The organism is Paenibacillus lignilyticus (genome assembly GCF_017942085.1).
Lineage (GTDB): Bacteria > Bacillota > Bacilli > Paenibacillales > Paenibacillaceae > Paenibacillus_Z > Paenibacillus_Z lignilyticus.
This window is the reverse complement of record NZ_JAGKSP010000001.1, coordinates 264,808-284,760: the sequence shown is the minus strand read 5'-3', so window position 1 is coordinate 284,760 and position 19,953 is coordinate 264,808. Positions and strand designations below refer to the sequence as shown.

At 49.3% G+C, this 19,953-nt stretch carries 24 protein-coding genes and 1 pseudogene; 24 read left to right on the top strand and 1 reads right to left on the bottom strand.

The genetic code is table 11. The annotated features are described in order from the left end of the window. Window positions 1-3 precede the first annotated feature (3 nt). The 5 genes from I8J30_RS01265 to I8J30_RS01245 all read left to right on the top strand — a co-directional run bounded on the left by I8J30_RS01265 (window position 4) and on the right by I8J30_RS01245 (window position 4,381). The gene (locus I8J30_RS01265) at window positions 4-1,035 is read left to right on the top strand and encodes an ABC transporter ATP-binding protein (protein ID WP_210654713.1); all 1,032 of its coding nucleotides are present in this window, start codon (window positions 4-6) and stop codon (window positions 1,033-1,035) included. Then, window positions 1,032-1,850: an ABC transporter permease gene (locus I8J30_RS01260; protein WP_210654711.1), complete on the top strand. Its 819-nt coding sequence runs from the start codon at window positions 1,032-1,034 to the stop codon at window positions 1,848-1,850. Before I8J30_RS01265 ends, I8J30_RS01260 begins: the two co-directional genes overlap by 4 nt. A 7-nt stretch (window positions 1,851-1,857) precedes the next feature. Then, the gene (locus I8J30_RS01255; protein ID WP_210654709.1) at window positions 1,858-2,646 is read left to right on the top strand and encodes an ABC transporter permease; all 789 of its coding nucleotides are present in this window, start codon (window positions 1,858-1,860) and stop codon (window positions 2,644-2,646) included. A 139-nt stretch (window positions 2,647-2,785) separates the two neighbouring features. Continuing rightward, the gene (locus I8J30_RS01250) at window positions 2,786-3,550 is read left to right on the top strand and encodes a pseudouridine synthase (protein ID WP_210654707.1); all 765 of its coding nucleotides are present in this window, start codon (window positions 2,786-2,788) and stop codon (window positions 3,548-3,550) included. A 30-nt stretch (window positions 3,551-3,580) separates the two neighbouring features. After that, window positions 3,581-4,381, top strand: coding sequence for a Cof-type HAD-IIB family hydrolase (locus I8J30_RS01245; protein ID WP_210654705.1), 801 nt, complete (start codon window positions 3,581-3,583; stop codon window positions 4,379-4,381). 74 nt (window positions 4,382-4,455) lie between these two features. On the opposite strand, the gene I8J30_RS01240 is transcribed toward I8J30_RS01245, so the two are convergent. Next, window positions 4,456-4,548: a YjcZ family sporulation protein gene (locus I8J30_RS01240; RefSeq protein WP_210654703.1), complete on the bottom strand. Its 93-nt coding sequence runs from the start codon at window positions 4,546-4,548 to the stop codon at window positions 4,456-4,458. 302 nt (window positions 4,549-4,850) lie between these two features. On the opposite strand from I8J30_RS01240, the gene I8J30_RS01235 reads away from it, so the two are divergent. The 19 genes and pseudogenes from I8J30_RS01235 (at window position 4,851) to I8J30_RS01145 (ending at window position 19,933) form a co-directional block, all read left to right on the top strand. Beyond that, window positions 4,851-5,375 (top strand): GNAT family N-acetyltransferase, encoded by a 525-nt coding sequence (locus I8J30_RS01235; RefSeq protein ID WP_210654701.1) that lies wholly within the window; start codon window positions 4,851-4,853, stop codon window positions 5,373-5,375. Window positions 5,376-5,417: 42 nt separating this feature from the next. Continuing rightward, window positions 5,418-5,879 carry an SRPBCC family protein gene (locus I8J30_RS01230; protein ID WP_210654699.1) on the top strand — a complete coding sequence of 154 codons (462 nt, stop codon included), beginning with the start codon at window positions 5,418-5,420 and terminating at the stop codon, window positions 5,877-5,879. Between the two features lie 30 nt (window positions 5,880-5,909). Beyond that, a complete protein-coding gene (locus tag I8J30_RS01225; RefSeq protein WP_210654697.1) occupies window positions 5,910-6,647 on the top strand; it encodes an alpha/beta fold hydrolase in 738 nt (245 codons plus the stop codon). Between the two features lie 217 nt (window positions 6,648-6,864). Further along, window positions 6,865-7,431, top strand: a complete 567-nt coding sequence (locus I8J30_RS01220) for a pyridoxamine 5'-phosphate oxidase family protein (RefSeq protein ID WP_210654695.1) — start codon at window positions 6,865-6,867, stop codon at window positions 7,429-7,431. Window positions 7,432-7,477: 46 nt separating this feature from the next. Beyond that, the gene (locus I8J30_RS01215; protein ID WP_210654693.1) at window positions 7,478-8,038 is read left to right on the top strand and encodes a nucleotidyltransferase family protein; all 561 of its coding nucleotides are present in this window, start codon (window positions 7,478-7,480) and stop codon (window positions 8,036-8,038) included. Between the two features lie 98 nt (window positions 8,039-8,136). Further along, a pseudogene (locus tag I8J30_RS01210) lies at window positions 8,137-8,748 on the top strand (LysE family translocator). Window positions 8,749-8,797: 49 nt separating this feature from the next. Continuing rightward, window positions 8,798-9,370 carry a GNAT family N-acetyltransferase gene (locus I8J30_RS01205; protein WP_210654691.1) on the top strand — a complete coding sequence of 191 codons (573 nt, stop codon included), beginning with the start codon at window positions 8,798-8,800 and terminating at the stop codon, window positions 9,368-9,370. A 113-nt stretch (window positions 9,371-9,483) separates the two neighbouring features. After that, entirely contained in the window at window positions 9,484-9,966 is a 483-nt protein-coding gene (locus tag I8J30_RS01200; protein WP_210654688.1) for a GNAT family N-acetyltransferase, read from the top strand. Between the two features lie 32 nt (window positions 9,967-9,998). Further along, the gene (locus tag I8J30_RS01195) at window positions 9,999-10,478 is read left to right on the top strand and encodes a TcaA NTF2-like domain-containing protein (RefSeq protein WP_210654686.1); all 480 of its coding nucleotides are present in this window, start codon (window positions 9,999-10,001) and stop codon (window positions 10,476-10,478) included. Window positions 10,479-10,577: 99 nt separating this feature from the next. Continuing rightward, window positions 10,578-11,075: a GNAT family N-acetyltransferase gene (locus tag I8J30_RS01190; protein ID WP_210654684.1), complete on the top strand. Its 498-nt coding sequence runs from the start codon at window positions 10,578-10,580 to the stop codon at window positions 11,073-11,075. A 38-nt stretch (window positions 11,076-11,113) separates the two neighbouring features. Further along, on the top strand, window positions 11,114-11,689 hold the full coding sequence (locus tag I8J30_RS01185) for a hypothetical protein (protein WP_210654682.1): 576 nt from the start codon (window positions 11,114-11,116) through the stop codon (window positions 11,687-11,689). After that, the gene (locus I8J30_RS01180; protein ID WP_210654680.1) at window positions 11,679-12,122 is read left to right on the top strand and encodes a VanZ family protein; all 444 of its coding nucleotides are present in this window, start codon (window positions 11,679-11,681) and stop codon (window positions 12,120-12,122) included. Before I8J30_RS01185 ends, I8J30_RS01180 begins: the two co-directional genes overlap by 11 nt. Window positions 12,123-12,124: 2 nt before the next feature. Beyond that, complete coding sequence (locus tag I8J30_RS01175; protein ID WP_210654678.1) at window positions 12,125-12,835, top strand: YjjG family noncanonical pyrimidine nucleotidase; 711 nt, start codon at window positions 12,125-12,127, stop codon at window positions 12,833-12,835. A gap of 22 nt (window positions 12,836-12,857) precedes the next feature. Next, entirely contained in the window at window positions 12,858-13,619 is a 762-nt protein-coding gene (gene hisA / locus I8J30_RS01170) for a phosphoribosylformimino-5-aminoimidazole carboxamide ribotide isomerase (RefSeq protein WP_210654676.1), read from the top strand. Between the two features lie 38 nt (window positions 13,620-13,657). Continuing rightward, entirely contained in the window at window positions 13,658-14,059 is a 402-nt protein-coding gene (locus I8J30_RS01165; protein ID WP_210654674.1) for a DUF2500 domain-containing protein, read from the top strand. A gap of 237 nt (window positions 14,060-14,296) precedes the next feature. Next, window positions 14,297-14,731 (top strand): hypothetical protein, encoded by a 435-nt coding sequence (locus I8J30_RS01160; RefSeq protein ID WP_210654672.1) that lies wholly within the window; start codon window positions 14,297-14,299, stop codon window positions 14,729-14,731. Window positions 14,732-14,764: 33 nt separating this feature from the next. Then, window positions 14,765-15,193, top strand: coding sequence for a chemotaxis protein CheW (locus tag I8J30_RS01155; protein ID WP_091215065.1), 429 nt, complete (start codon window positions 14,765-14,767; stop codon window positions 15,191-15,193). Further along, a complete protein-coding gene (locus I8J30_RS01150) occupies window positions 15,190-17,769 on the top strand; it encodes a chemotaxis protein CheW (RefSeq protein WP_210654670.1) in 2,580 nt (859 codons plus the stop codon). The genes I8J30_RS01155 and I8J30_RS01150 overlap by 4 nt, the downstream gene beginning before the upstream one ends. Next, window positions 17,762-19,933 (top strand): EAL domain-containing protein, encoded by a 2,172-nt coding sequence (locus I8J30_RS01145; RefSeq protein WP_210654668.1) that lies wholly within the window; start codon window positions 17,762-17,764, stop codon window positions 19,931-19,933. The genes I8J30_RS01150 and I8J30_RS01145 overlap by 8 nt, the downstream gene beginning before the upstream one ends. Window positions 19,934-19,953: the final 20 nt, after the last annotated feature.

Below are 19,953 nucleotides of genomic sequence, written 5' to 3'. Positions count from 1 at the left end.
CCGATGATTGATGTGCAAGGGTTAACGAAGGTGTACCGTGTTCATGTCAGGAAGCCCGGCTTTGCCGCTTCCCTTCGAAGCTTGTGGCACCGCGAATATCGCGAAGTGCGTGCGGTAGACGGTATCGATTTCCATATCCCGGAGGGACAGATTGTTGGATTTCTTGGGCCGAACGGGGCGGGTAAAACAACGACAATGAAGCTGCTGACAGGTCTTCTGCATCCGACTTCGGGACAGATCAAAGTAGGCGGCTTTATTCCGTTTCAGCAGCAAAATGCGTTCAAGAAACGCGTAAGTCTCGTGATGGGGCAGAAAAGCCAGCTGATCTGGGACATTCCGGCTTCAGAGACATTTCTGATCCATAAGGAAGTGTACGACATCGCACCGCCCGATTACCGCCAGCGGATTGATTATTTTACAGAAATGCTCGATCTCTCGGCGGTGATCGATAAGCCGGTACGGCAGCTGTCACTGGGGGAGAGAATGAAATGCGAGCTGGTAGCCGCCCTGCTGCACCGGCCAGACCTGGTGTTTCTCGACGAGCCGACGATCGGACTCGATGTGAACATGCAGGAAGCGATGCGCAGGTTTATCTCCTCCTATAACCGAGATTATAAAGCAACGATTCTACTGACAAGCCACTATATGGCGGACGTATCAGCGTTATGCGAGCGGGTGCTGGTCATCAATCATGGCAAGCTCCTCTATGACGGTGCGATTAGCAAGCTCATCGATCGCTTCTCGCCTTATAAGCGGATTGCCCTGGTATTGGGTGACCCGGTTGCGGCTGAAATCGTTGAGGCCGCGGTACGCAGCGGCGGCGGAAGACTTGTATCCTATGTGTATCCGCAGCTCGAAGTGGAAGCACCGCGCGAGGATGTGACCGGCTTATCGGCGAAGCTGCTCACTTCGCTGCCGGTCGTTGACTTGACGATCGAAGATCCTTCATTGGAATCGGTCATCGGAATGGCCTATGCGAATGTAGAAGAACCGCAGCAGGAGCAGGCTCGGCTGCCGAAGGAGATTGGGGTATGATGCTTGCGGCAGGGGCATTCTGGCGTAAGTATGCGGTCGTATTCAAAGCGGATTGGGCGATCATGATGGCCTATCGCAGCGAAAGTCTGATCTGGATGTTCGGTGCGTTTGTACAGCCGCTTGTCAGCTTGGCCGTATGGACATCACTCAGCGGCAGCGGTTCCATTGCCGGGTATCGAGCGTCGGATTACGTGCTCTATTTCTGCGCGGTGCTGGTTGTAGATCGACTTACGCGTTCGTGGGATGTCTACGAGCTGGATAATGATATCCGGCAGGGTACCTTCTCCGGTAAGCTGCTACGGCCTTTTCATCCGATTCATTGGAGCATTAACGGAAATCTCGTCTACAAAGTATTTTTCGCCGCGCTGATGATTCCGTCTTGGCTTGTTCTTGCCTTATTCGTTCCTTCAATGCGCACGACGGTAGGTCTTGGGATGTTCGGACTGGTGCTGCTCGCTGTTGCGCTTTCGTCGGCATTACGGTTTATGATCGGATACATGTTCGGCCTGCTCGCGTTCTGGAGTAATCGGGCGACTGCGATTTATGCCTTATATGAAGGCGTTCATCTGTTTCTATCGGGAAGAATCGCGCCGCTGTCGATGTTTCCGGATTGGGTTACCTATGCGGCCAAGTATTTGCCGTTCTATGTAACGGTTGCGTTCCCTGTCGATTTGCTTACAGGCCGATTGCAAGGAGAGCCGCAGCAAATCATAGTTGGTTTTGCACAGCAGCTGGGGTGGCTCCTCGCATTGCTGCTCTTATTCCGTGTCATGTGGAGGCAAGGACTTAAACGATACGGAGCGTCGGGAGGATGATGCGGACATGAGGCGGGCTTATCGATTGTTTCGGACATTCTTCCATGCGTGTCTGGCAGAAGAATTTGAGTATCGGGCTAACTTCGCGGCAAACTTGGGCTCTACCTTGTTTTCGCTGGCGATGTCGATACTGACGGTCGTATTGTTTTTCTATCGTTCTCCTTCGCTCGGGGGCTGGTCCTTTGATGAAGTGCTTGCCCTTCTTGGCGTATTCAATGCCCTTTATGGCTTCGTGGAGCTGTTTCTGCAGCCGAATATGTCGCGGCTGGTCGCGCATATCCGGCAAGGGACGCTCGACTTCGTCTTGCTGAAACCGGTGGACAGCCAGTTTTTCGTCAGCTTCCGGCATATCGTACTGTGGCGTTTCGCCGATATTGGTTTAGGACTTGGGTTGACCGGTTTTGCCGTATGGCGGTTAATGGGACTGCCAAGCTTTGGCGGTGTAGTGATGTTCGGTTTACTGTTTATTGCTTCGCTCGTCATTATCTATGCGTTATGGACAGGCATGATGGTGATGTCCTTCTGGGCGGTGAAGGTCGATAATTTGGCTTTCTTGTTCGGTTCGTTATTCGAGACCTCGCGTTATCCGGTAAGCGTCTATAAGGGAGCTCTGCGGCTCGCACTCTTATATGTCTTGCCTATCGGACTCGTGACGACGGTTCCGGCTGAGGCGTTGATCGGCCGCTTCGACGCTTCGCACGCAATTGGCGCGCTGCTGCTGGCTATGCTGTTTCTATTGGCTGCTAGATTGTTATGGAAGCGGGCATTGCGGGCTTATACGAGCGCAAGCAGTTAAAAAGGATAGTCCCCGTTTGCGCTAGTTTGCAGACGGGGGCTGTTTTGTTTGGATAGGGAGTAATGGGGCAGGTGTTGGTCAAGATAGCGGCTTTATTATACAATGGTTGAAGATGAAGGATGTTGGAGGCGTAAAGGGAATGGCGAAACGTATGCGGCTGGATAAGCTGCTGGCAAATATGGGATTTGGTACGCGCAGTGAAATCAGACGAGCCGTGAAGCTGGGAAGAGTGACCGTGGATGGCGCGGTGGTCAAAGATTTTGGTTTGCAGCTGGATCCGGAGGCAGCGGCAGTGCGCTTCGATGATGAGGAAGTAATCTACCGCGAAACGATCTATGTCATGCTGCATAAACCGCAAGGTGTTGTTTCCGCGACGGAGGATACGCGGGACCGCACTGTAATCGACTTATTGGATCCTGAGGATCGGGTGCTGCAGCCGTTTCCGGTCGGTAGGCTGGATAAGGATACAGAGGGATTGCTGCTGCTGACAAACGATGGGAAGCTCGCACATGATCTGTTATCCCCGAAGAAGCATGTTCCGAAGCTGTATGAGGCGATCGTACACGGTGACGTGGATGCGCGTGATCAAGAAGCGTTCGCTGTCGGCGTAACGCTGGATGATGGTTATGAGACCATGCCGGCAGAGCTTGTCATCGGCGAGAAGGAAACCAAGGAAGACGGCGTATATAGCCGGATCACGCTGACCATTCATGAAGGCAAATTTCATCAGGTCAAGCGGATGTTCGAAGCAGTCGGGAAGAAGGTTGTCTATCTTCGCCGCAATGCCATGGGACCGCTGCAGCTCGATCCGGAATTGCCGCTTGGCTCCTATCGTCCGCTCACGGAAGAAGAATTATTGCAGCTGCAATCCGTCCATAAGAAGGCAGATGCATCGGAAGATTAACTGAGACAAAGAGAAGAGGCTGACAACAAGATGGGAAAGATAAACTATGATATTATCGCACTGGATGTTGACGGGACGCTGTTAACGGACAATCATGTACTGACACCTGCCGTGAGAGAAGCCGTCAGGGAAGCTCACGCGCGAGGCGCAGAAATCGTCTTATGCACGGGCAGGGGACCGGCCAATGCGCTGCCTGTACTGGATGCACTCGGGTTATCGGGCACGATGATTACTCACAATGGTGCTGCAACCATCGATGCGGCGCAGCGCAAAGTGCTGCACCAATATAGCATTGACGCGTCCGAAGTCGCTCGTTTCCGTGATTATAGCTTGCAAGGCGGCCATCATTTTGACATTAATACCGCATTTGACATGTTGGTGGAAGGGATAAGCCCGGAAGCGGCGGAAATGTACAGGAAGTACGAAGCAAAGCCGGTCATGCGTGATCCGAAGGATCCGTTGCCGGACGGACTTGTAAAATTTACGTTGTTCGGCAGCATCGAAGATCTCAATCTCATAGAGGCGGAGTGGAATGGCTGGGAGCATGGGCTGCAGCATATCCGAAGCGGCGACTATTTCATCGATGTACAGCACAAGGAAGCAAGCAAAGGAACGGCGCTGCGTAAGCTGGCCGAAGTGCGAGGTGTCGATCCAAGCCGGGTCATGGCGATCGGCAACTATTTCAACGATGTGGGTATGCTGAAGTTTGCGGGTCTCGGCGTTGCAGTTGCCAATTCGCCGGACGGCGTGAAGGAAGCGGCGGATGTCGTTACACGTTCAAACGAAGAAGATGGCGTTGCAGCTGCATTACAAACGTATGCGTTCGTTTAACATGAAAAACCGTCGAAGGGTTTACTTCCCTCGACGGTTTTTGCATATCAGTTCGTGGCTATATTCCTACAGGATTAGTACATAAACCCGCGGGATACGATGACCAGTAGAATGAAAAGTACCAGGATCACGCCAGCAGAAGTAAAGCCTCCGTGTACACCGGACATGCAAATTCCTCCCTTAAAGGTGATTTCCGGCGCCAGATGGTGCAACTTGTGGTTGGTTTTCTTGGCACTCGGTATACAGTATTGTATGAAAACTAAGGTACAACGATTGGACAGATGCCCTCGTTCACTCACAATTGGGCATTTGCCTTAGGGTGAATGTCTTCGGTTTGAGACATTGGTACCTGAGACAGATGATGGTGTTACAATGCCTATAGACGTTTGCGGAGTGGTCAAGTATGCTAGGAAAACAGGTAATTAGTGGGAATGATTAGTCGTTTAAGGATGAGGAGTGAACCTACGGATTGAACACGTTACGTACGGAAACGTCAGCCGATCGTGGAGCGGTGTGGCAGGTGAATGTGGAAGCTTTCGGCAACCGGGAAGAGGAAGCCAAGCTGGTGGAGCGCATTCGGAAGTCGGATTCATTTATCGCGTCGTTATCTCTGGTTGCCGAATCGGAGGGGGGCATAGTCGGCCATGCATTATTCAGTAAAGCGAGCATCGTAGTAGGGGATAAGGACCATGAAGTCATCGTGCTCGCACCGATTGCGGTTCTTCCCGCATTTCAGAAGCAAGGTTCAGGCAAACAGTTGATTGAAGAGGGGTTATCGCGCAGCCGTGAGCTTGGATATCCCGGCGTGCTGCTCATTGGGCATCCGGACTATTATCCTCGATTCGGGTTTCGTCAAGCACGTACATTCGGACTTGTCCTCAAGCAGTTTGAAGTGTCGGATGAAGTATTCATGGCAGTAGAATTGACGGATGGCGCATTACTGGCTTTGCAGGGTGGAGAATTGAGATATCCTGATGCGTTCTTTCGCAGCTAGAAAAAGAAACGTTCCGGCAATCATGAACGAGGTGACTTCGCAATGGTAACCGTAGAGACGGAAGTACTGATCGACGCGCCTATTGAGGTGTGTTTTGACTTAGCCAGAGATATCGATGTGCATACCCGCACCGTATGGCAGCATACGAAGGAGAAAGCAGTCGCCGGTGTAACAAGCGGTCCGATCGGACTCAATGAGACGGTCACCTTCGAAGCTACCCACTTCTTCGTGAGACAGAGGCTGACTTCAAAAATTACGGAATTTCGCGCCCCGTATTTCTTTGTGGACGAGACGCAGCGCGGCGCTTTCAAGTATTTGCGCCATGAACATAGGCTCGAAACGGTAGAAGGCAAAACGCTTATGAAAGATCGATTAACCTTTGCCGCTCCGCTTGGCCCGCTCGGTTGGGCTGTGGAACGGCTTGTACTTAAACGTTATATGCGTCGATTCCTTGAGGATCGGAATTTACAGGTGAAACGCATCGCGGAAGAGCGCGGGAAGTGAAAGAAATTTGTTTGTGAGGAGGAGAGGCGCGTGCAATTCATAGCCGGATTTGCCGATAACGACGGTGTTCGCATTCATTATTTGGATTCAAACAACCTCGCCGATCCAGACATAGCTCCCCTTATTATATGTCCCGGCTTATCGGAAACGGCGGAAGAATATATAGATTTACTCGAATTTCTGCTGCCCAGACGATGTATAGTCCTCTCGTTCAGAGGCAGGGGGAATAGTGACACGCCGGAACGCGGCTATGATTTGGATGAGCATAGGCGTGATATTGAAGCCGTCATTCGTACGCTCGGACTACAGCAGTTTCATCTGTTCGGTCATTCGAGAGGCGCCTCTTATGCGCTTGGCTGCGCCGCCGCTCGCAACGAACAACATATGCGCTCTCTCCTGCTAGGCGATTACCCGCCGGAGCACCGTCAAATGCCAAGCGGCTGGGCCGATGAATACATCCATGATTATTTGATTCCTTATCAGCGGACCTCGAATATCCGAACAGAGGCTGTATGGGGCATTGCGCGCGAATCCCGGCTTGTTGCTCTCGATTCTCCGTCTCCGTTGCCGGCACTCATTCTGCGGGGAACACTGGAAGGATCGCTAATTAACGATTTGGACATGCAGCGATATCGTAACAAGTTCCGGCATCTGAAAGTGGAGGAATTTCATCGCTCGGGCCATGACCTAATGGGGACGGAGAGAGAGGGTTGTTACGAGGCGATCCGCGATTTTTTGAATGCTCGGGATTCCGTAAATGCTGTGTGAAGGAGCTCTAACGTTTGTAGGAGCATGGGGGCGGTAATATGAACGTTATTATTGTCATTTTACTCATTTTCATAGTTATCTTGTTAATTGAAATAAACAGCAAATTGCCGAAACCACCGAAACGTGACCCGGGCAAAGAGGCCTTGAAGCGGGATTTGCGAGCAAGGCGAAAGCAAGAACAATCGCATGAGGACGACTAATTCATTGAGGTGATCATATGGGAACTGCCTATTCATCCATTCTTCCTGAGCATGCCGAGTTTATTTCGAATCAGAAAATGTTCTTTGTCGGTACGGCCGCTGCTGAAGGTCATGTCAATCTATCTCCGAAAGGCCATGATGCCTTCCGCATTTTGTCGCCTAATCAAGTGGCTTATCTGGATTTGACCGGAAGCGGGAACGAGACGAGCGCTCATCTGACGGCTACCGGGCGGATTACTTTTATGTTCGCAGCCTTTGAAGGGAAACCGCTCATTCTAAGATTGTATGGCACGGGCCGTGTTGTGCTTCCAAGCTCCCCGGAGTGGGAGGAGACAGCGGCGCCGTTCCAATTGTACCCCGGCTACAGGCAAATTATTGTGGCTGATATTGATATTGTGAAAACGTCGTGCGGCTTCAGTATTCCGTATTATTCGTATGAGGGTGAACGCGATTTGCTTCTCAAATGGGCGGCTAACCAAGGAGAAGAGAAGCTGGTGCAATATCGCGCTAACAAGAACAGTACCAGCATGGATGGCTATCTGACACCGATAGGGGCGGAACTGGCAGCAGATGAAGAGCGATAATAGGAATATCCCAAGTAGCGATATTCAGCTGCATGGAGAACTCGACATGGACAATGAAGTTGAACTTGCGGAACAGTTAAAGCGGATATTACGGTCAAATGAATCCTTCATGCATGATCTTCAGATCGTAGCAAGCTTACAGCTTCCGCAATGTTACATAGCAGCGGGTTACATCCGTAATATGGTTTGGGATCATCTGCATCGTTATCCTTACCGGGCGGCACATGATGATATTGATGTTGTTTACTTTGATCCGGAGCATCTCGATGAAGAGAAGGATCGTGAAATAGAGCATCACTTAGTGAGCGGCACCGGAAATGTGAAATGGTCGGTCAAGAATCAAGCCAGAATGCATATTCGTAACGGCAATGCACCGTATCTCTCAACGGAAGATGCGCTCATGCGCTGGCCGGAGACGGTCACTTCAATCGGTGCGAAGCTGAATGATAAAGGTCAATTGGAGCTGTGCTGCCCGAATGGATTATCCGATCTGTTCCGGATGCAGGTGAGGCAAAGCCGCTATTTTGAAGATCGTGCCTATTATTTGGAACGTATTGGGCGGAAAGCTTGGCGCACGCTCTGGCCGAAGTTAATCGTCGTGGAGTGAGAGATATGGGAAGTAGATGCTCATTGGTATGATTTTCGGTTACAATAAGAGTAAGTTTAAAAATATATACATCCAGATAGATACAGGGGTCTTACGAAATGAGCATGGTTGTAAAAGGAATGATAATTGGATTATCGATTGCGGCACCGGTTGGACCGATCGGCATTCTGTGCATGAAGAAAACGATTAATCAAGGACGCCTATATGGCGCGATTGCCGGTATGGGAGCAGCGACAGCCGATGGCATCTATGGGCTGATTGCAGCTTTCGGATTCGATGCGATTACGAGCGGGTTAGTCGCACAGCAGCTGTGGATTCGATTGATCGGCGGGTTATTCCTCTGTTATTTGGGCTACCAATCCTTCCGCTCCAGCGCGGCAGATGCCAGCGTAGAACCGTGACTGAGTCGCAATGCTGCAGCAGCTTATTTTACGACCTTCTTGCTGACCATTACAAATCCGATGACGATCTTGTCTTTCCTGGGTATTTTTGCAGGGCTTAACATCATGCAGTCTTCAACTGCGGAGTCCGTATCGCTTGTACTCGGAGTGTTTATAGGCTCTATGCTATGGTGGATGTTCTTGAGTGTAATCATCGGAGCTATCAGGCAAACCTTGAATGCTGGTGCCATGCGCGTCATCAATCAATTTTCGGCGTCCGTCTTACTGGCGTTCGGGGTATATTCACTTTATCGGGTATTCTCTTCGTAATATCACGACACCATATGTAATCAACAAGCAACATGAAGGATGATGACCAATGAACAAAATAAATGTAACGCTGCGGACGAAACATCTGACGCTGCGGATGATTGACGAATCCGATATTTCGAAAGTGCATGAATTTGTCATGCGGAACAAAGAAGCGCTTATTCCATGGGAACCGGCCAGAAGTGACGAATATTATACGATGGCGTTTCAGAAACAGCTTGTACAAAGCGATATGCAAAGCATTCACAGCGGGCAAAGCGTAAAGTTCTGGATATGCAAAAACGATCAGCCGCAAGGGGATCTCATCGGGACCGTCACCCTTAACAATATCGTCAGAGGGGCGTTCCAATCCTGTCACCTTGGGTATCGGATGGATATTGCGGAGCGCAGCAAAGGGTATATGAAAGAAGCGTTGGCCCGTACGATTTCTTATGCATGGGAAGAGTTGAATTTGCACCGCATCGAGGCGAATATTATGCCGCGAAATACCGCTTCTCTCAGAGCGGTGGAGAAGCTTGGTTTCAAGCAAGAAGGATTGGCGCACGATTACCTCCGTATAAACGGGGAATGGGAGGACCATATTCATATGGTGCTGCTGAATCCTTATTGGGAAGAGCAATAACGATGGATGGAGCGCGAGAATGCATCTTAAGGGCATTCCTGTTGCAGCGAATTTCGTGTTAAAATAGATCACGTGTATTAGTTTGATAACCAGGAAGCGAAGGTAACGTTGACATGCTCTCACTGATGAAATCAACGCATGAACATATAGCAAGTGAGCTTGCGGTATTGAACTCCAATCCGTATTTTAATTTCATTTCCAAAGATAAAGAACGGCTGACCGAAGAAGACATTGCCGCTGATTTGAAAGATGCGGAGCATGTCGGAGCTGAACGATATATCATTCGCGAGCAAGGGAACACTGTTGGTATTCTCGAGTTTCTCATGATTAACCCCAATGATTCCTGTCCGTGGATTGGGCTGCTTGTTATTCATGGGGCCTACAAAGGCCGCGGTTACGGAAAAGCTGCGCTGGAACTTTACGATACCATTATGCGAGAACGAGGCGTATCCTCCCACAGGCTCGGTGTACTGGCTTCGAATGCGGCAGCGCATGCTTTCTGGCAGCGAAATGGCTGTGTACCCGTTAAACCTGCCGTGCTGCCTGACGGTAAAGACATTATGATTTATGAACGAACCGTCGATTTAGATGGGTGACAAAGAAATTAGAAGACGGGAGCATACATGACATGTACAGAACGGCGACGCTTTGCTTGCTGCTAAGCTTAATTCTTCTGCTTAGCGCCTGTACAGCAAAAGAAAAACCTGATAATGAACAAGGGCCTGTTACCGGGGATCCAATCGACTATCAAGAGACGGGCGCCAATCGCGTCATGAACGCTTATGAAGAATCGATGGTAGAGGCTATCAATAAGAAACGGTTCTCTCTGGTGGAAGGACTGCTGGATCCGGCCGGTCCCCTCTATAAGCAGCAAGAAAGCCTGGTAAGACGGCTAAGCGATAAGAATATTAAAGAAAAGCTCATTCGCTATCAAATTATGAACATCCAGAAAATCAACGGTGAATACAAGTTTTATATCATCGAGAAAATAGGCATCTATTATGCGGATGGCCGCTCCTCTATCAATGAGTACAATTGGATCTATACGGTTACCGAGAATACGAGCAATAAGTCGTTCAAGGTTTACAGCATTGAACGTTGGGAATAGAATGAATAAAACATAGGCGGGCAGGTGGCAGCTCCAACGGAGCGGTCTGCCTGCCTTCCTTGCAACTAAACTAGATTCGAATTACGAGGTGCAACTATCATGAGAGAACTAGCGTTTGAGAACTATACGGACCAATATTTGGAACAAGTTCGCCGGACCTACAATTATTTTGTGGAAAATACGACCGTTTCGTTCGATATGTATCCGTATTCTTCGGAACAGATGAAGCAGTTAATCGAGCCGACGGCCGATATCTATCGTTCCTATATTGTGAAGCTGAATGGGCAATATGCGGGGTATGCACTGCTGACGCAGCATAAGAAGCGCCCGGCGTTTAATGTGACGGCCGATGTAACCATCTATCTGAATCCGGAATTTACCGGTAAAGGAATTGGCCGTGAAGCCATGGTGTTTATTGAAGGTGTTGCGAGGGAATTGAAGTTTCATTCCTTGGTGGCTCTAATTTGCACGGAGAACGAAAGCAGTATGGCGTTGTTTAAGAAGCTCGGCTACGAACAAGTTGCATGCTATAAAGAAATTGCGTACAAATTCGACCGCTGGCTTGACTTGGCTTCCTTTCAGAAGCTATTGAGGTAACGCGCATTCGAAAATGACTTGTATGGGCGGGATGCTATATGATTCAAGGCAATCCAAAAAGCATCGCAAGTAGGCTTGCATTTACAGCCGCTATTCTCTTAGTAGCTGCCGGCTGCAGCGACAAGTCGGAACAGCTGGAGCAGCAGGTCATATCTCAGCAGAAACAGCTAACGGATTTGCAGGCAGCAAGCGACAAGCTCGCAGCCCGGTTGATGGAATCCGATGGTAAGGTTGCGGCATTAACGGCAGAGAAAGAGCAGCTTACCAAGGAAAGTGAGCAAGCGGCGCTCATCGATAAGGAAATTCCCGGTGATGTCATTGCGTTCTTTTTTAATTATTTACATACGGTTCAATTAAAGCCAGACGCTTCAGCCCCAATATGGGGCGACTATTTTGCCGATAATGAGCGAATGAAATGGTTTATCGATGCCATCCTTTCACGACCGGAACTCTCGTATGCCAAGCTGACCTATCAAGGAGAAACTACCTATATGAAGCCGGGCATTTCGAATCGAATCATGGGCGTCTTTGCATTCAAGGCGGATGACGAGGTGGATGCCTATTCTCTGTCGAATGTGAATAATTCCGGCTGGAAAATTGTCGATGTCGATTAATAGGACGGATGTTAGGGCGAAGAAGCTGGTCGGCCTTATTACAATACTCTACTTAATACTGCTTTTATATTGGATGTTTATCGGCTTTGGCCGCTCGGGAACGCAGTGGTCCGGCTACCGCTATAATCTCGTTCCGATGCGAACGATCAGACTGTATTTCGATCATGCGGACAGCTTTACGCCTACCCACTGGCTCGTTAATATCGTAGGCAATGTGGCGGTGTTCGTCCCATTCGGACTTTCAATTCCTTATTTATACCGTATTCGAATCGTACGATTAACGCTGCTTAGCGTCGCAGTTTTGTTCATACTCGAGCTGCTGCAGCTGCTTCTTCATCGAGGCAGCTTCGATATTGATGATATTCTGTTGAATACGGTGGGAGTGCTTGTCGGAGCGGGACTCTACAGCTTGATTCGGAGGCGGGTGAGCTAGCTATGTATAAAGCGATTCTGTTTGATTTGGACCAAACGCTGCTGGACTATAATGCAAGCGAGTTCGAGTCGATGCAAAACACGATCATGCATCATCGGCTCTTCGAACTTGCCGGATTCGAAGAAGAACGATTTCGTTCCATGTATGCACCGATTAATTGGACCTATTGGAGCGAGCGAACGGAGAGAAAGCTTCATATCTCGCAAGTGCTGAACTACTCCTTTCGTGATACACTCGTACAAATGGGGCATGACGACACCTTGTCGATCGATTTAGCAGAGACGTATTGGGAGTTCTTCTGTTCCAACTGTCATCTAATGGATGGAACGCAGGGCCTGCTCTCCGCGCTGCACGGCCGATATCCGCTTGGCGTCATTTCTAACGGAGTTGGGGAGGCGCAGCGAAGACGGCTTCTTGCGGGAGGTCTGTCGCATTACTTTGATCATCTGTTTATTTCGGATGAAGTAGACTGCCGGAAGCCGGAGCGGCAAATATTCGATCTCGCCATACAAGCGCTTGGCGTGGATCGGCAGCAGGTGCTGTTTGTCGGTGATTCTTTAACCGATGATTACGCTGGGGCACGGAATGCGGAAATCGATTTCTGCTACTTTAATCCCGGCAGAGGATCGGTGGATCCGACGATCCAACCGACTTTCATCATTCATTCCTTATCTGAGTTGAATGCTTTATTAGCGATGAAGAAGAACGAGTAGTAGAGAGAGGAAGAGGACATCCATGAAATTCAGACCTTGTATTGATTTGCATCACGGCAAAGTAAAACAAATTGTCGGAGAAACGCTTGGAGCGGGCAATAAGCAGGTGGTCGAGAACTTTGTATCCGAGTATGATTCGGGCTATTACGCAGCGATGTTTAAACGCGATAAGCTGACCGGCGGTCATGTCATCATGCTGGGCGGCGGCAACGAGGAAGCGGCTTTATCCGCATTGCGCGCGTATCCCGGCGGGTTGCAGATTGGCGGCGGCATTCACGCTGAGAATGCGGCGCAATACTTGGAAGCAGGAGCTACTCACGTCATCGTAACCTCGTATATATTCCGAGACGGTGAGCTCGATATGAATCACTTGCAGAAGATCGTCTCCGAAGTAGGCAAAGAACGGCTGGTAATCGATTTAAGCTGCAAGAAGCGGGAAGACGAATGGTTCGTCGTAACCAATCAGTGGAAAACGTTCAGCGAGTTCCGCGTCAATGAAGCGCATCTTCGCGAGCTGGCTCAATATTGCGACGAGTACCTGGTTCATGCCGTGGATGTCGAAGGTAAACGTACGGGTATCTTGGCAGACTTGGCGCAGCAGCTTGCCGACTGGGTGACCATTCCTACGACATATGCCGGTGGGGCCAGGTCGTTCGAGGATTTGGAACTGTTCCGTTCGTTAACGTCGGGTAAGCTTGATATTACCATTGGCAGTGCGCTCGATATTTTTGGCGGCAATTTGTCTTACGATGAAGTTGTAACCTTCTGCGGGAATCGCTCGTAATAGAGGTATATTCTTACAAATGAGGGAGGGGTGATCAAATGGGTTCGATGGATCCTTTTACAGCGGGAGATCGCATGTTCAGCTTCATGAGCATTGTTTTTCCTCTGATGTTTCTACTTGTGTTTGGTTTGATCATCTACGGCATCATTGCTTCGATTCGTCAGTCGCAGCGCAATAACAAGCAGCCGATCTTAACTGTTCAGGCGAACATCGTGAATAAGCGGACGAATGTGAGAAGCACCACGCATCATCACCACGACAACGATGGGATTCACAATCATTCTTCCGGCACGAGTACGGACTATTACATCACTTTCCAAGTCGAGAGCGGCGATCGCATGGAGTTCGAAGTGAGCGGTCAGGAATCCGGCTTGCTGGCTGAAGGCGACTATGGAAAGCTCACATTTCAAGGTACCCGGTACCTAGGTTTTCAACGATAGGCTAGGCTAGATGTAACGTTTTCAATGAGTTAGTCCGAACCTCGCAGAAGAGGCTCGGGCTTTTTTTGCTTTGCGGACCTTATACTAACACTTTCCAAATAAAATCGTCGCAATATCACACAATTCAAACGACGATTAAGAACTTACCAAATATTTAGGTTCTATAATCAGTGTAGTGGTCATTCGAAGGAGGTACGCAATCTTGACACAAAAGAGCATGCGTATAGGTGAACGGTTATGAAGCTGCTGGATTTCTACAAAGACCTGTTTGATGAAGCTACGAGTCGGTTTGAACCTGTTTGGCAAATCGACGAAGATTATACGCATGGGTTCAGATGGACCAAAGAAAATTACCCGATTCATGAGCAGTTTCGCATTACGGATATGGGGGACGAACCCCCGATTCTCATGTTCTCGGTTGCCTTGCCCGATATGTACGCCGAAACGAATGTGTTTGATGAGGTATATCGCTATCCGACGCACAATGAGATGTCGATCGTCATCATGAACCAGAAGATTTGGGTCAATGCCTCGTTATGCACCAGTAAGATGGAGCATTCCATATTGGGTTTTGTGCATCGTGCCAGAAGCGAGATCATGAACATATTCGATTGTGCGATATTGACAGTGGACGTCGCTCATATGAAAGATTCCGAGAGATACATTCCATAAGCATTCCATAATAACCAGTAGGAGGTCCGGACGGTGTCGAATTATATCGTAGTAGGGTTGAATGAAGAGAAGTTTGCGCTTCCGATCACAGCTATTCAAGAAATCATTAAGGATATGCCAGTTACTGAGATTCCGGCTGCGAGGGCGCATGTCAGGGGGGTCATTAACCTGCGAGGGACGATAGTGCCGGTCATCGGACTTCGATCCAAATTCCGTATGATGGAGAGTGCTCCTTCAGCTGCTTCGAGAATCGTTATCGTGCAGACACCGGATGGGGAACCGGTTGGACTTTATGTTGATCGTGTCGAGCAAGTGGCTTTCTTCTCGGAAATATTGCCTACGCCGGACGGTATCGGCGGTGCTAACGCCGGCTATTTGTCCGGGATTGGAAAAATCAACGATCAATTGGTCAGCATCCTTCATTTGCCGGCCATTCTTAATACCGGAGGTGGACTGGGATGAACGAAACTTTCGCCATGACTTATCTGGGCGTATTCCTGGATGAATTGGAAGAACAGCTGCAGGTGCTGGATGAATCGATCCTTGAGCTTGAGAATGGCGGTAATTCACCCGAGACGATTCAAACGATTTTCCGAGCAGCGCATACATTGAAAGGTTCATCCGCTGCAATGGGCTTCCACTCCATGAAAGAAGTGACTCACAAGGTTGAAAGTGTGTTCGAATTGCTGCGCCAGAATCGCCTTCTGGTCAGCAAGCCGTTAATCAACGTGCTATTCCAATGCATCGATTATTTGAAGGCAAAGAAAGAAACGCTGCGTAAAGGCGATTTTAACGATGAACCGATTGAAACACTTGTCGAGCTGCTGGACGGCATTATGAACGACCAGCCCGAAACGGTTCATGCGTCTGCCGGTAATTCTAACACGGGGAATGAAGCGAAGCCGCATCTCTTTCAAGGGTGGAGCGACTCGGAGATCTCGCTTCGCAATGAGAAGCAGAGCGAAGGTATTCCTTCGTACGAGGTAAGTATTACGTTGGCGGAGCATGTGGACATGCCGACGGTGAAAGCTATGGTTATTCTGCGAAATCTCGGCGAACTGGGCGAAGTGATAGGAACTACCCCGCCAATCGGCATGTGGGAGCAAGAGGATCTTCTGCGCGCGGAACCGATATATTTCCTGCTTGCCACGGTATCCTCGGAATCGGACATTATTCGTAAAGTTGAAGAAGCATCGCAAATCTCTGAATTTAGCGTGAAGTCGATGCTGGCAGAAGGCGCGCAGGCTGCAAGCCCGACGAAAATTGTGAATCAGCCTATTCTGAGCGTGGAGCAATTTGCAGCAGCACCCGGCGTATCCTCTTTAGGTGATCAATCAGCGGCCGGAGCCGTGCAATCAGATACCAAAGTGCAAATTCAACATACGGTACGTGTAGATGTCAATCGGTTGGAGCATCTGCTCAATTTGGTCGGAGAGCTGATTATTGACAATACACGCATCAGGGAAGTGCGCAGACGGTTCGAGGAACGGTTCAAACAAGAGCCGGAGACGGTGTTATTAGGCGAAATTACGGATCATTTGGGCCGCGTGATCGCTGAGCTGCAAGAAGGTACGATGAAGACAAGAATGATGCCGATTGAACAGCTGTTCAATCGATTCCCACGCCTGGTGCGTGACGTAGCTGATCAATCCGGCAAAGAAGTTTCGTTTGTCCTGGAAGGAAAAGAAACAGAGCTGGATCGTACGCTTATCGAAGAAATCGGCGATCCGCTCATTCACATCATTCGTAATGCGATCGATCACGGCTTGGAAACGCCTGATATACGCGAGAAGCTTGGCAAGAACCGCAAAGGGAATCTCTTGCTTCGTGCCAGTCATCAAGAGAATGCCATCGTAATTACGCTAGCGGATGACGGACGAGGAATTGACCTGAACCGGATCAAGCAGAAAGCGATTCAGAAGGGGTTTATTACCGAAGAGGAAGCAGCACGGCTCTCGGATAAAGAAACGATCAGTCTGATATTCCACTCGGGCATGTCGACGGCGGAACAAGTGACAGAGCTGTCGGGACGCGGGGTCGGCATGGATATCGTCCGTTCCCATATCGAGAAGCTGAACGGCATTATCAATATTGAGACAACGCCCGGCGAAGGTACCGTATTTACGATCAAGCTGCCGCTAACCTTAGCGATCTCACGTTCCCTGCTTGTACAGATGGGCAAGCATACGCTGGCAATTCCGCTAACGAACGTAGTGGAAACCTTCCGTTTAACACCAAATGACGTGCAGATCGTGAATGGGGAGGAAGTCTGCGTCGTTCGCGGTGAAATATTGCCGCTCGTTCGCATGCATCGTCGCTTAGGCACCACTGAGAATGATAGCAATGCCAAAGGGTATGCGGTTATGATCGGGTTGGCCGAGAAGCGCGTTTGTCTCTATGTGGATAAGCTGATCGCCAATCAAGAAATCGTCATGAAATCGCTCGGTTCATTTTTGGGACAAGTCGCTTACGTTTCTGGTGCGACGATTCTCGGTGACGGCCGAATTGCATTAATTCTGGATGTAAATGCCGTCATTCGCGATTCCGGCGCAACGATCAGGAAGAGCGATAGCAGCGAACAGCAGGCTTCCGCCCGCAAAGTTAAACTAGTCACCTTTGATCTGGAGAAAGAGCATTATGCGCTTGATATTAACCGCGCGAAAGAGATCATCAAGGTACCGTCGATTCTTAGAATGGCTAATGCGCCTGCCGAAGTACTCGGCTTGATGAATTTACGGGGTGAGCTGTTACCGGTTATAGACATCAAAACCTGCCTCGGTATGTATCCGACCGAACCCGACCAGCATTCTCGCATTATTATCTTAAACGAGGATGGACGGGACATCGGTATTTTGGTCGATCGCGTGAAGGAAGTGCTGCACGTACGGCAAAATCAGATAGAATCAGCACCAAAGGATTTCGCGATGATATCGGAACAATATATTGGTGGCATATGCAAAACCGATGACCAACTTGTTATCATCTTGAAACTCGATAGAATGCTGAGGTCGAGGGGCTGGGATCTAATCCATGCGTAAATTTTTGGGTCTGATGGAACGACCGGAGAAATACGGTGTATTGGTCGTTGATGATTCCGCCGTTATGCGGCGCATGATAACGATGTTAATCGAGAAAGATCCGAAATTGTGGGTCATGGGCACAGCGGCAAACGGACAGGAGGCGCTCGACCAATTGGTTGAGCTCCAGCCTGACCTCGTGACGATGGATATCGAAATGCCTGTGCTCGATGGGCTTACAACCTTAAGCCAATTGATGATCCATTATCCGATCCCCGTCATTATGCTTAGCAGCTATACGGATGAAGGGTCATCACCGGCGCTTACGGCACTTTCGAAAGGTGCCGCAGATTTCTTTCATAAAGATACGCTGTTTCAATTCCCTCACAACGAGCAGGTAGAAGAAGAGTTTCTGCTTCGCTGCCATGCGGCAATCGAGGCGAAACCATTCTGGAAGAAACTTGAGCAGGATGAACTGACCAATCGCGAATTCAAGCTGCTGCTGGAGTTTATGACGGGCTGTCTTGTGGGCGAGAATACGGTTCATGAAGAATTAAACCGAACGATGAGATTGTTGAATGGTATCTATGCTTCGGTGATTAAGGTGAATGGCCAATTTACGTTCATGGACTTCAAAGGGGAATTGTTGTACCGCTTTGGCAAATCCAGTCAAAGTTTTGTCGGACAACCGATTGATCGTGTGTTTCAGCCTGAGAATGCTTCCGTATTGAATGAGCAGTTTCAACGGGCATGGGAGAGCGATCGGTGTATCAGCTTTGAGATGGAATGGAAGAAAGCCTGTTTCCTGCTCGTGTTGCGGCCCTTGCGAGTCAATGGGGTAGTGAAGGAGCTTATCGGCGTTTGTTTCGAAGTGACGGATCAGAAGCGAATGGAAGAGAAGGTTCATTTCCTGTTGAATCATGACCAGCTCACAGGTCTGCCTAACCGGAATCAGCTTCATGATGAAATGGATCGCGTCATTACGCTCTATGATCGCTTTGCCGTCATGTATTTCAATTTCGATCACTTTAAGCTGATCAATGATTCTATCGGACATCAGAAGAGCGATTCGTTGCTTCAGCTGTTCTCCAGACGATTGAAGCGGATTACGGATGATAAAACAATGATCATTCGGGCAGGCACCGATGAATTTATTTGCATTATAGGCGACGCTTCCGCGGAAATAACCTACCAGAAGGCGCAGAATTTATTGGATACGATTCGTACGCCGGTCATGCTTGACGGTCAAGAAATCCATATGACGGCAAGTATTGGGATCAGCCAATATCCGGGCGATCACAGAGACAAAGAGATGCTCATTCGTTATGCCCATATGGCGATGAATATTGCAAAAGGTGACGGCGGCAACCGACTGCAATTCTATGAGCCGCGTTTCCATGAACAAATCCATCGTAAAATGGATATTGAGAGCCGTCTTCGCAAAGCGATTGAACGGAAGGAATTTCTGTTGCATTTTCAGCCGATCCTCAATGGCAGAGATCGCATTATTACAGGCCTCGAATGTTTAATTCGCTGGCAAAGCCCGGAGCTCGGAAGGGTATCGCCGGCTGAATTCATTCCGATTGCGGAAGAAACGGGATTGATTCATTCGATTGGGGAATGGGTGCTGCTGGAAGCCTGCCGGCAAAACAAACGGTGGCAGAATGAAGGGTTGCCGAAAATTCCGATCGCGGTCAACTTATCGACACAGCAATTCAATGACGGGAAAATCATCGAACGCATCGAGAATATATTGAATGAGACCGGTTTGGCAGCGGAGTATTTGGTCATCGAAATCACGGAGAGCATGACGATGAATAAACATCATGCATTGACGCTCTTGCGTAACTTAAAGAAACTGGGCGTGTCGATTGCCATCGACGATTTCGGAACCGGCTATAGCTCACTTAGCTATCTTAGCGAATTGCCGATCGACAAGCTGAAGATAGATCAGTCGTTCGTGAAGGGGATGGACCTGCATAACGTAAATGCTTCCATCGTCAATACCATTATTACTATGGCGGAGAACTTGAATCTGCAGGTTATTGCCGAAGGGGTCGAAACGGAAGAAGAGTGCAGGCTGCTGCTCCAATACGGCTGCATGACCATGCAAGGCTACATGTTTGGCCATCCGATGGAGTCGGGAGCTGTATCGGAGCTGCTGGCTCTGGAACAGCTTGTCTAGCAGTGAAAGTTGTATCGGTA

Excerpts from the sequence above, each read along its gene's own strand:
- I8J30_RS01265 (WP_210654713.1), top strand. The coding sequence starts at position 4 with ATGATTGATGTGCAAGGGTTAACGAAGGTGTACCGTGTTCATGTCAGG.
- I8J30_RS01260 (WP_210654711.1), top strand. The coding sequence starts at position 1,032 with ATGATGCTTGCGGCAGGGGCATTCTGGCGTAAGTATGCGGTCGTATTC.
- I8J30_RS01255 (WP_210654709.1), top strand. The coding sequence starts at position 1,858 with ATGAGGCGGGCTTATCGATTGTTTCGGACATTCTTCCATGCGTGTCTG.
- I8J30_RS01250 (WP_210654707.1), top strand. The coding sequence starts at position 2,786 with ATGGCGAAACGTATGCGGCTGGATAAGCTGCTGGCAAATATGGGATTT.
- I8J30_RS01245 (WP_210654705.1), top strand. The coding sequence starts at position 3,581 with ATGGGAAAGATAAACTATGATATTATCGCACTGGATGTTGACGGGACG.
- I8J30_RS01240 (WP_210654703.1), bottom strand. The coding sequence starts at position 4,548 with ATGTCCGGTGTACACGGAGGCTTTACTTCTGCTGGCGTGATCCTGGTA.
- I8J30_RS01230 (WP_210654699.1), top strand. The coding sequence starts at position 5,418 with ATGGTAACCGTAGAGACGGAAGTACTGATCGACGCGCCTATTGAGGTG.
- I8J30_RS01220 (WP_210654695.1), top strand. The coding sequence starts at position 6,865 with ATGGGAACTGCCTATTCATCCATTCTTCCTGAGCATGCCGAGTTTATT.
- I8J30_RS01215 (WP_210654693.1), top strand. The coding sequence starts at position 7,478 with ATGGACAATGAAGTTGAACTTGCGGAACAGTTAAAGCGGATATTACGG.
- I8J30_RS01205 (WP_210654691.1), top strand. The coding sequence starts at position 8,798 with ATGAACAAAATAAATGTAACGCTGCGGACGAAACATCTGACGCTGCGG.
- I8J30_RS01200 (WP_210654688.1), top strand. The coding sequence starts at position 9,484 with ATGCTCTCACTGATGAAATCAACGCATGAACATATAGCAAGTGAGCTT.
- I8J30_RS01195 (WP_210654686.1), top strand. The coding sequence starts at position 9,999 with ATGTACAGAACGGCGACGCTTTGCTTGCTGCTAAGCTTAATTCTTCTG.
- I8J30_RS01190 (WP_210654684.1), top strand. The coding sequence starts at position 10,578 with ATGAGAGAACTAGCGTTTGAGAACTATACGGACCAATATTTGGAACAA.
- I8J30_RS01185 (WP_210654682.1), top strand. The coding sequence starts at position 11,114 with ATGATTCAAGGCAATCCAAAAAGCATCGCAAGTAGGCTTGCATTTACA.
- I8J30_RS01180 (WP_210654680.1), top strand. The coding sequence starts at position 11,679 with ATGTCGATTAATAGGACGGATGTTAGGGCGAAGAAGCTGGTCGGCCTT.
- I8J30_RS01175 (WP_210654678.1), top strand. The coding sequence starts at position 12,125 with ATGTATAAAGCGATTCTGTTTGATTTGGACCAAACGCTGCTGGACTAT.
- hisA (WP_210654676.1), top strand. The coding sequence starts at position 12,858 with ATGAAATTCAGACCTTGTATTGATTTGCATCACGGCAAAGTAAAACAA.
- I8J30_RS01165 (WP_210654674.1), top strand. The coding sequence starts at position 13,658 with ATGGGTTCGATGGATCCTTTTACAGCGGGAGATCGCATGTTCAGCTTC.
- I8J30_RS01160 (WP_210654672.1), top strand. The coding sequence starts at position 14,297 with ATGAAGCTGCTGGATTTCTACAAAGACCTGTTTGATGAAGCTACGAGT.
- I8J30_RS01150 (WP_210654670.1), top strand. The coding sequence starts at position 15,190 with ATGAACGAAACTTTCGCCATGACTTATCTGGGCGTATTCCTGGATGAA.
- I8J30_RS01145 (WP_210654668.1), top strand. The coding sequence starts at position 17,762 with ATGCGTAAATTTTTGGGTCTGATGGAACGACCGGAGAAATACGGTGTA.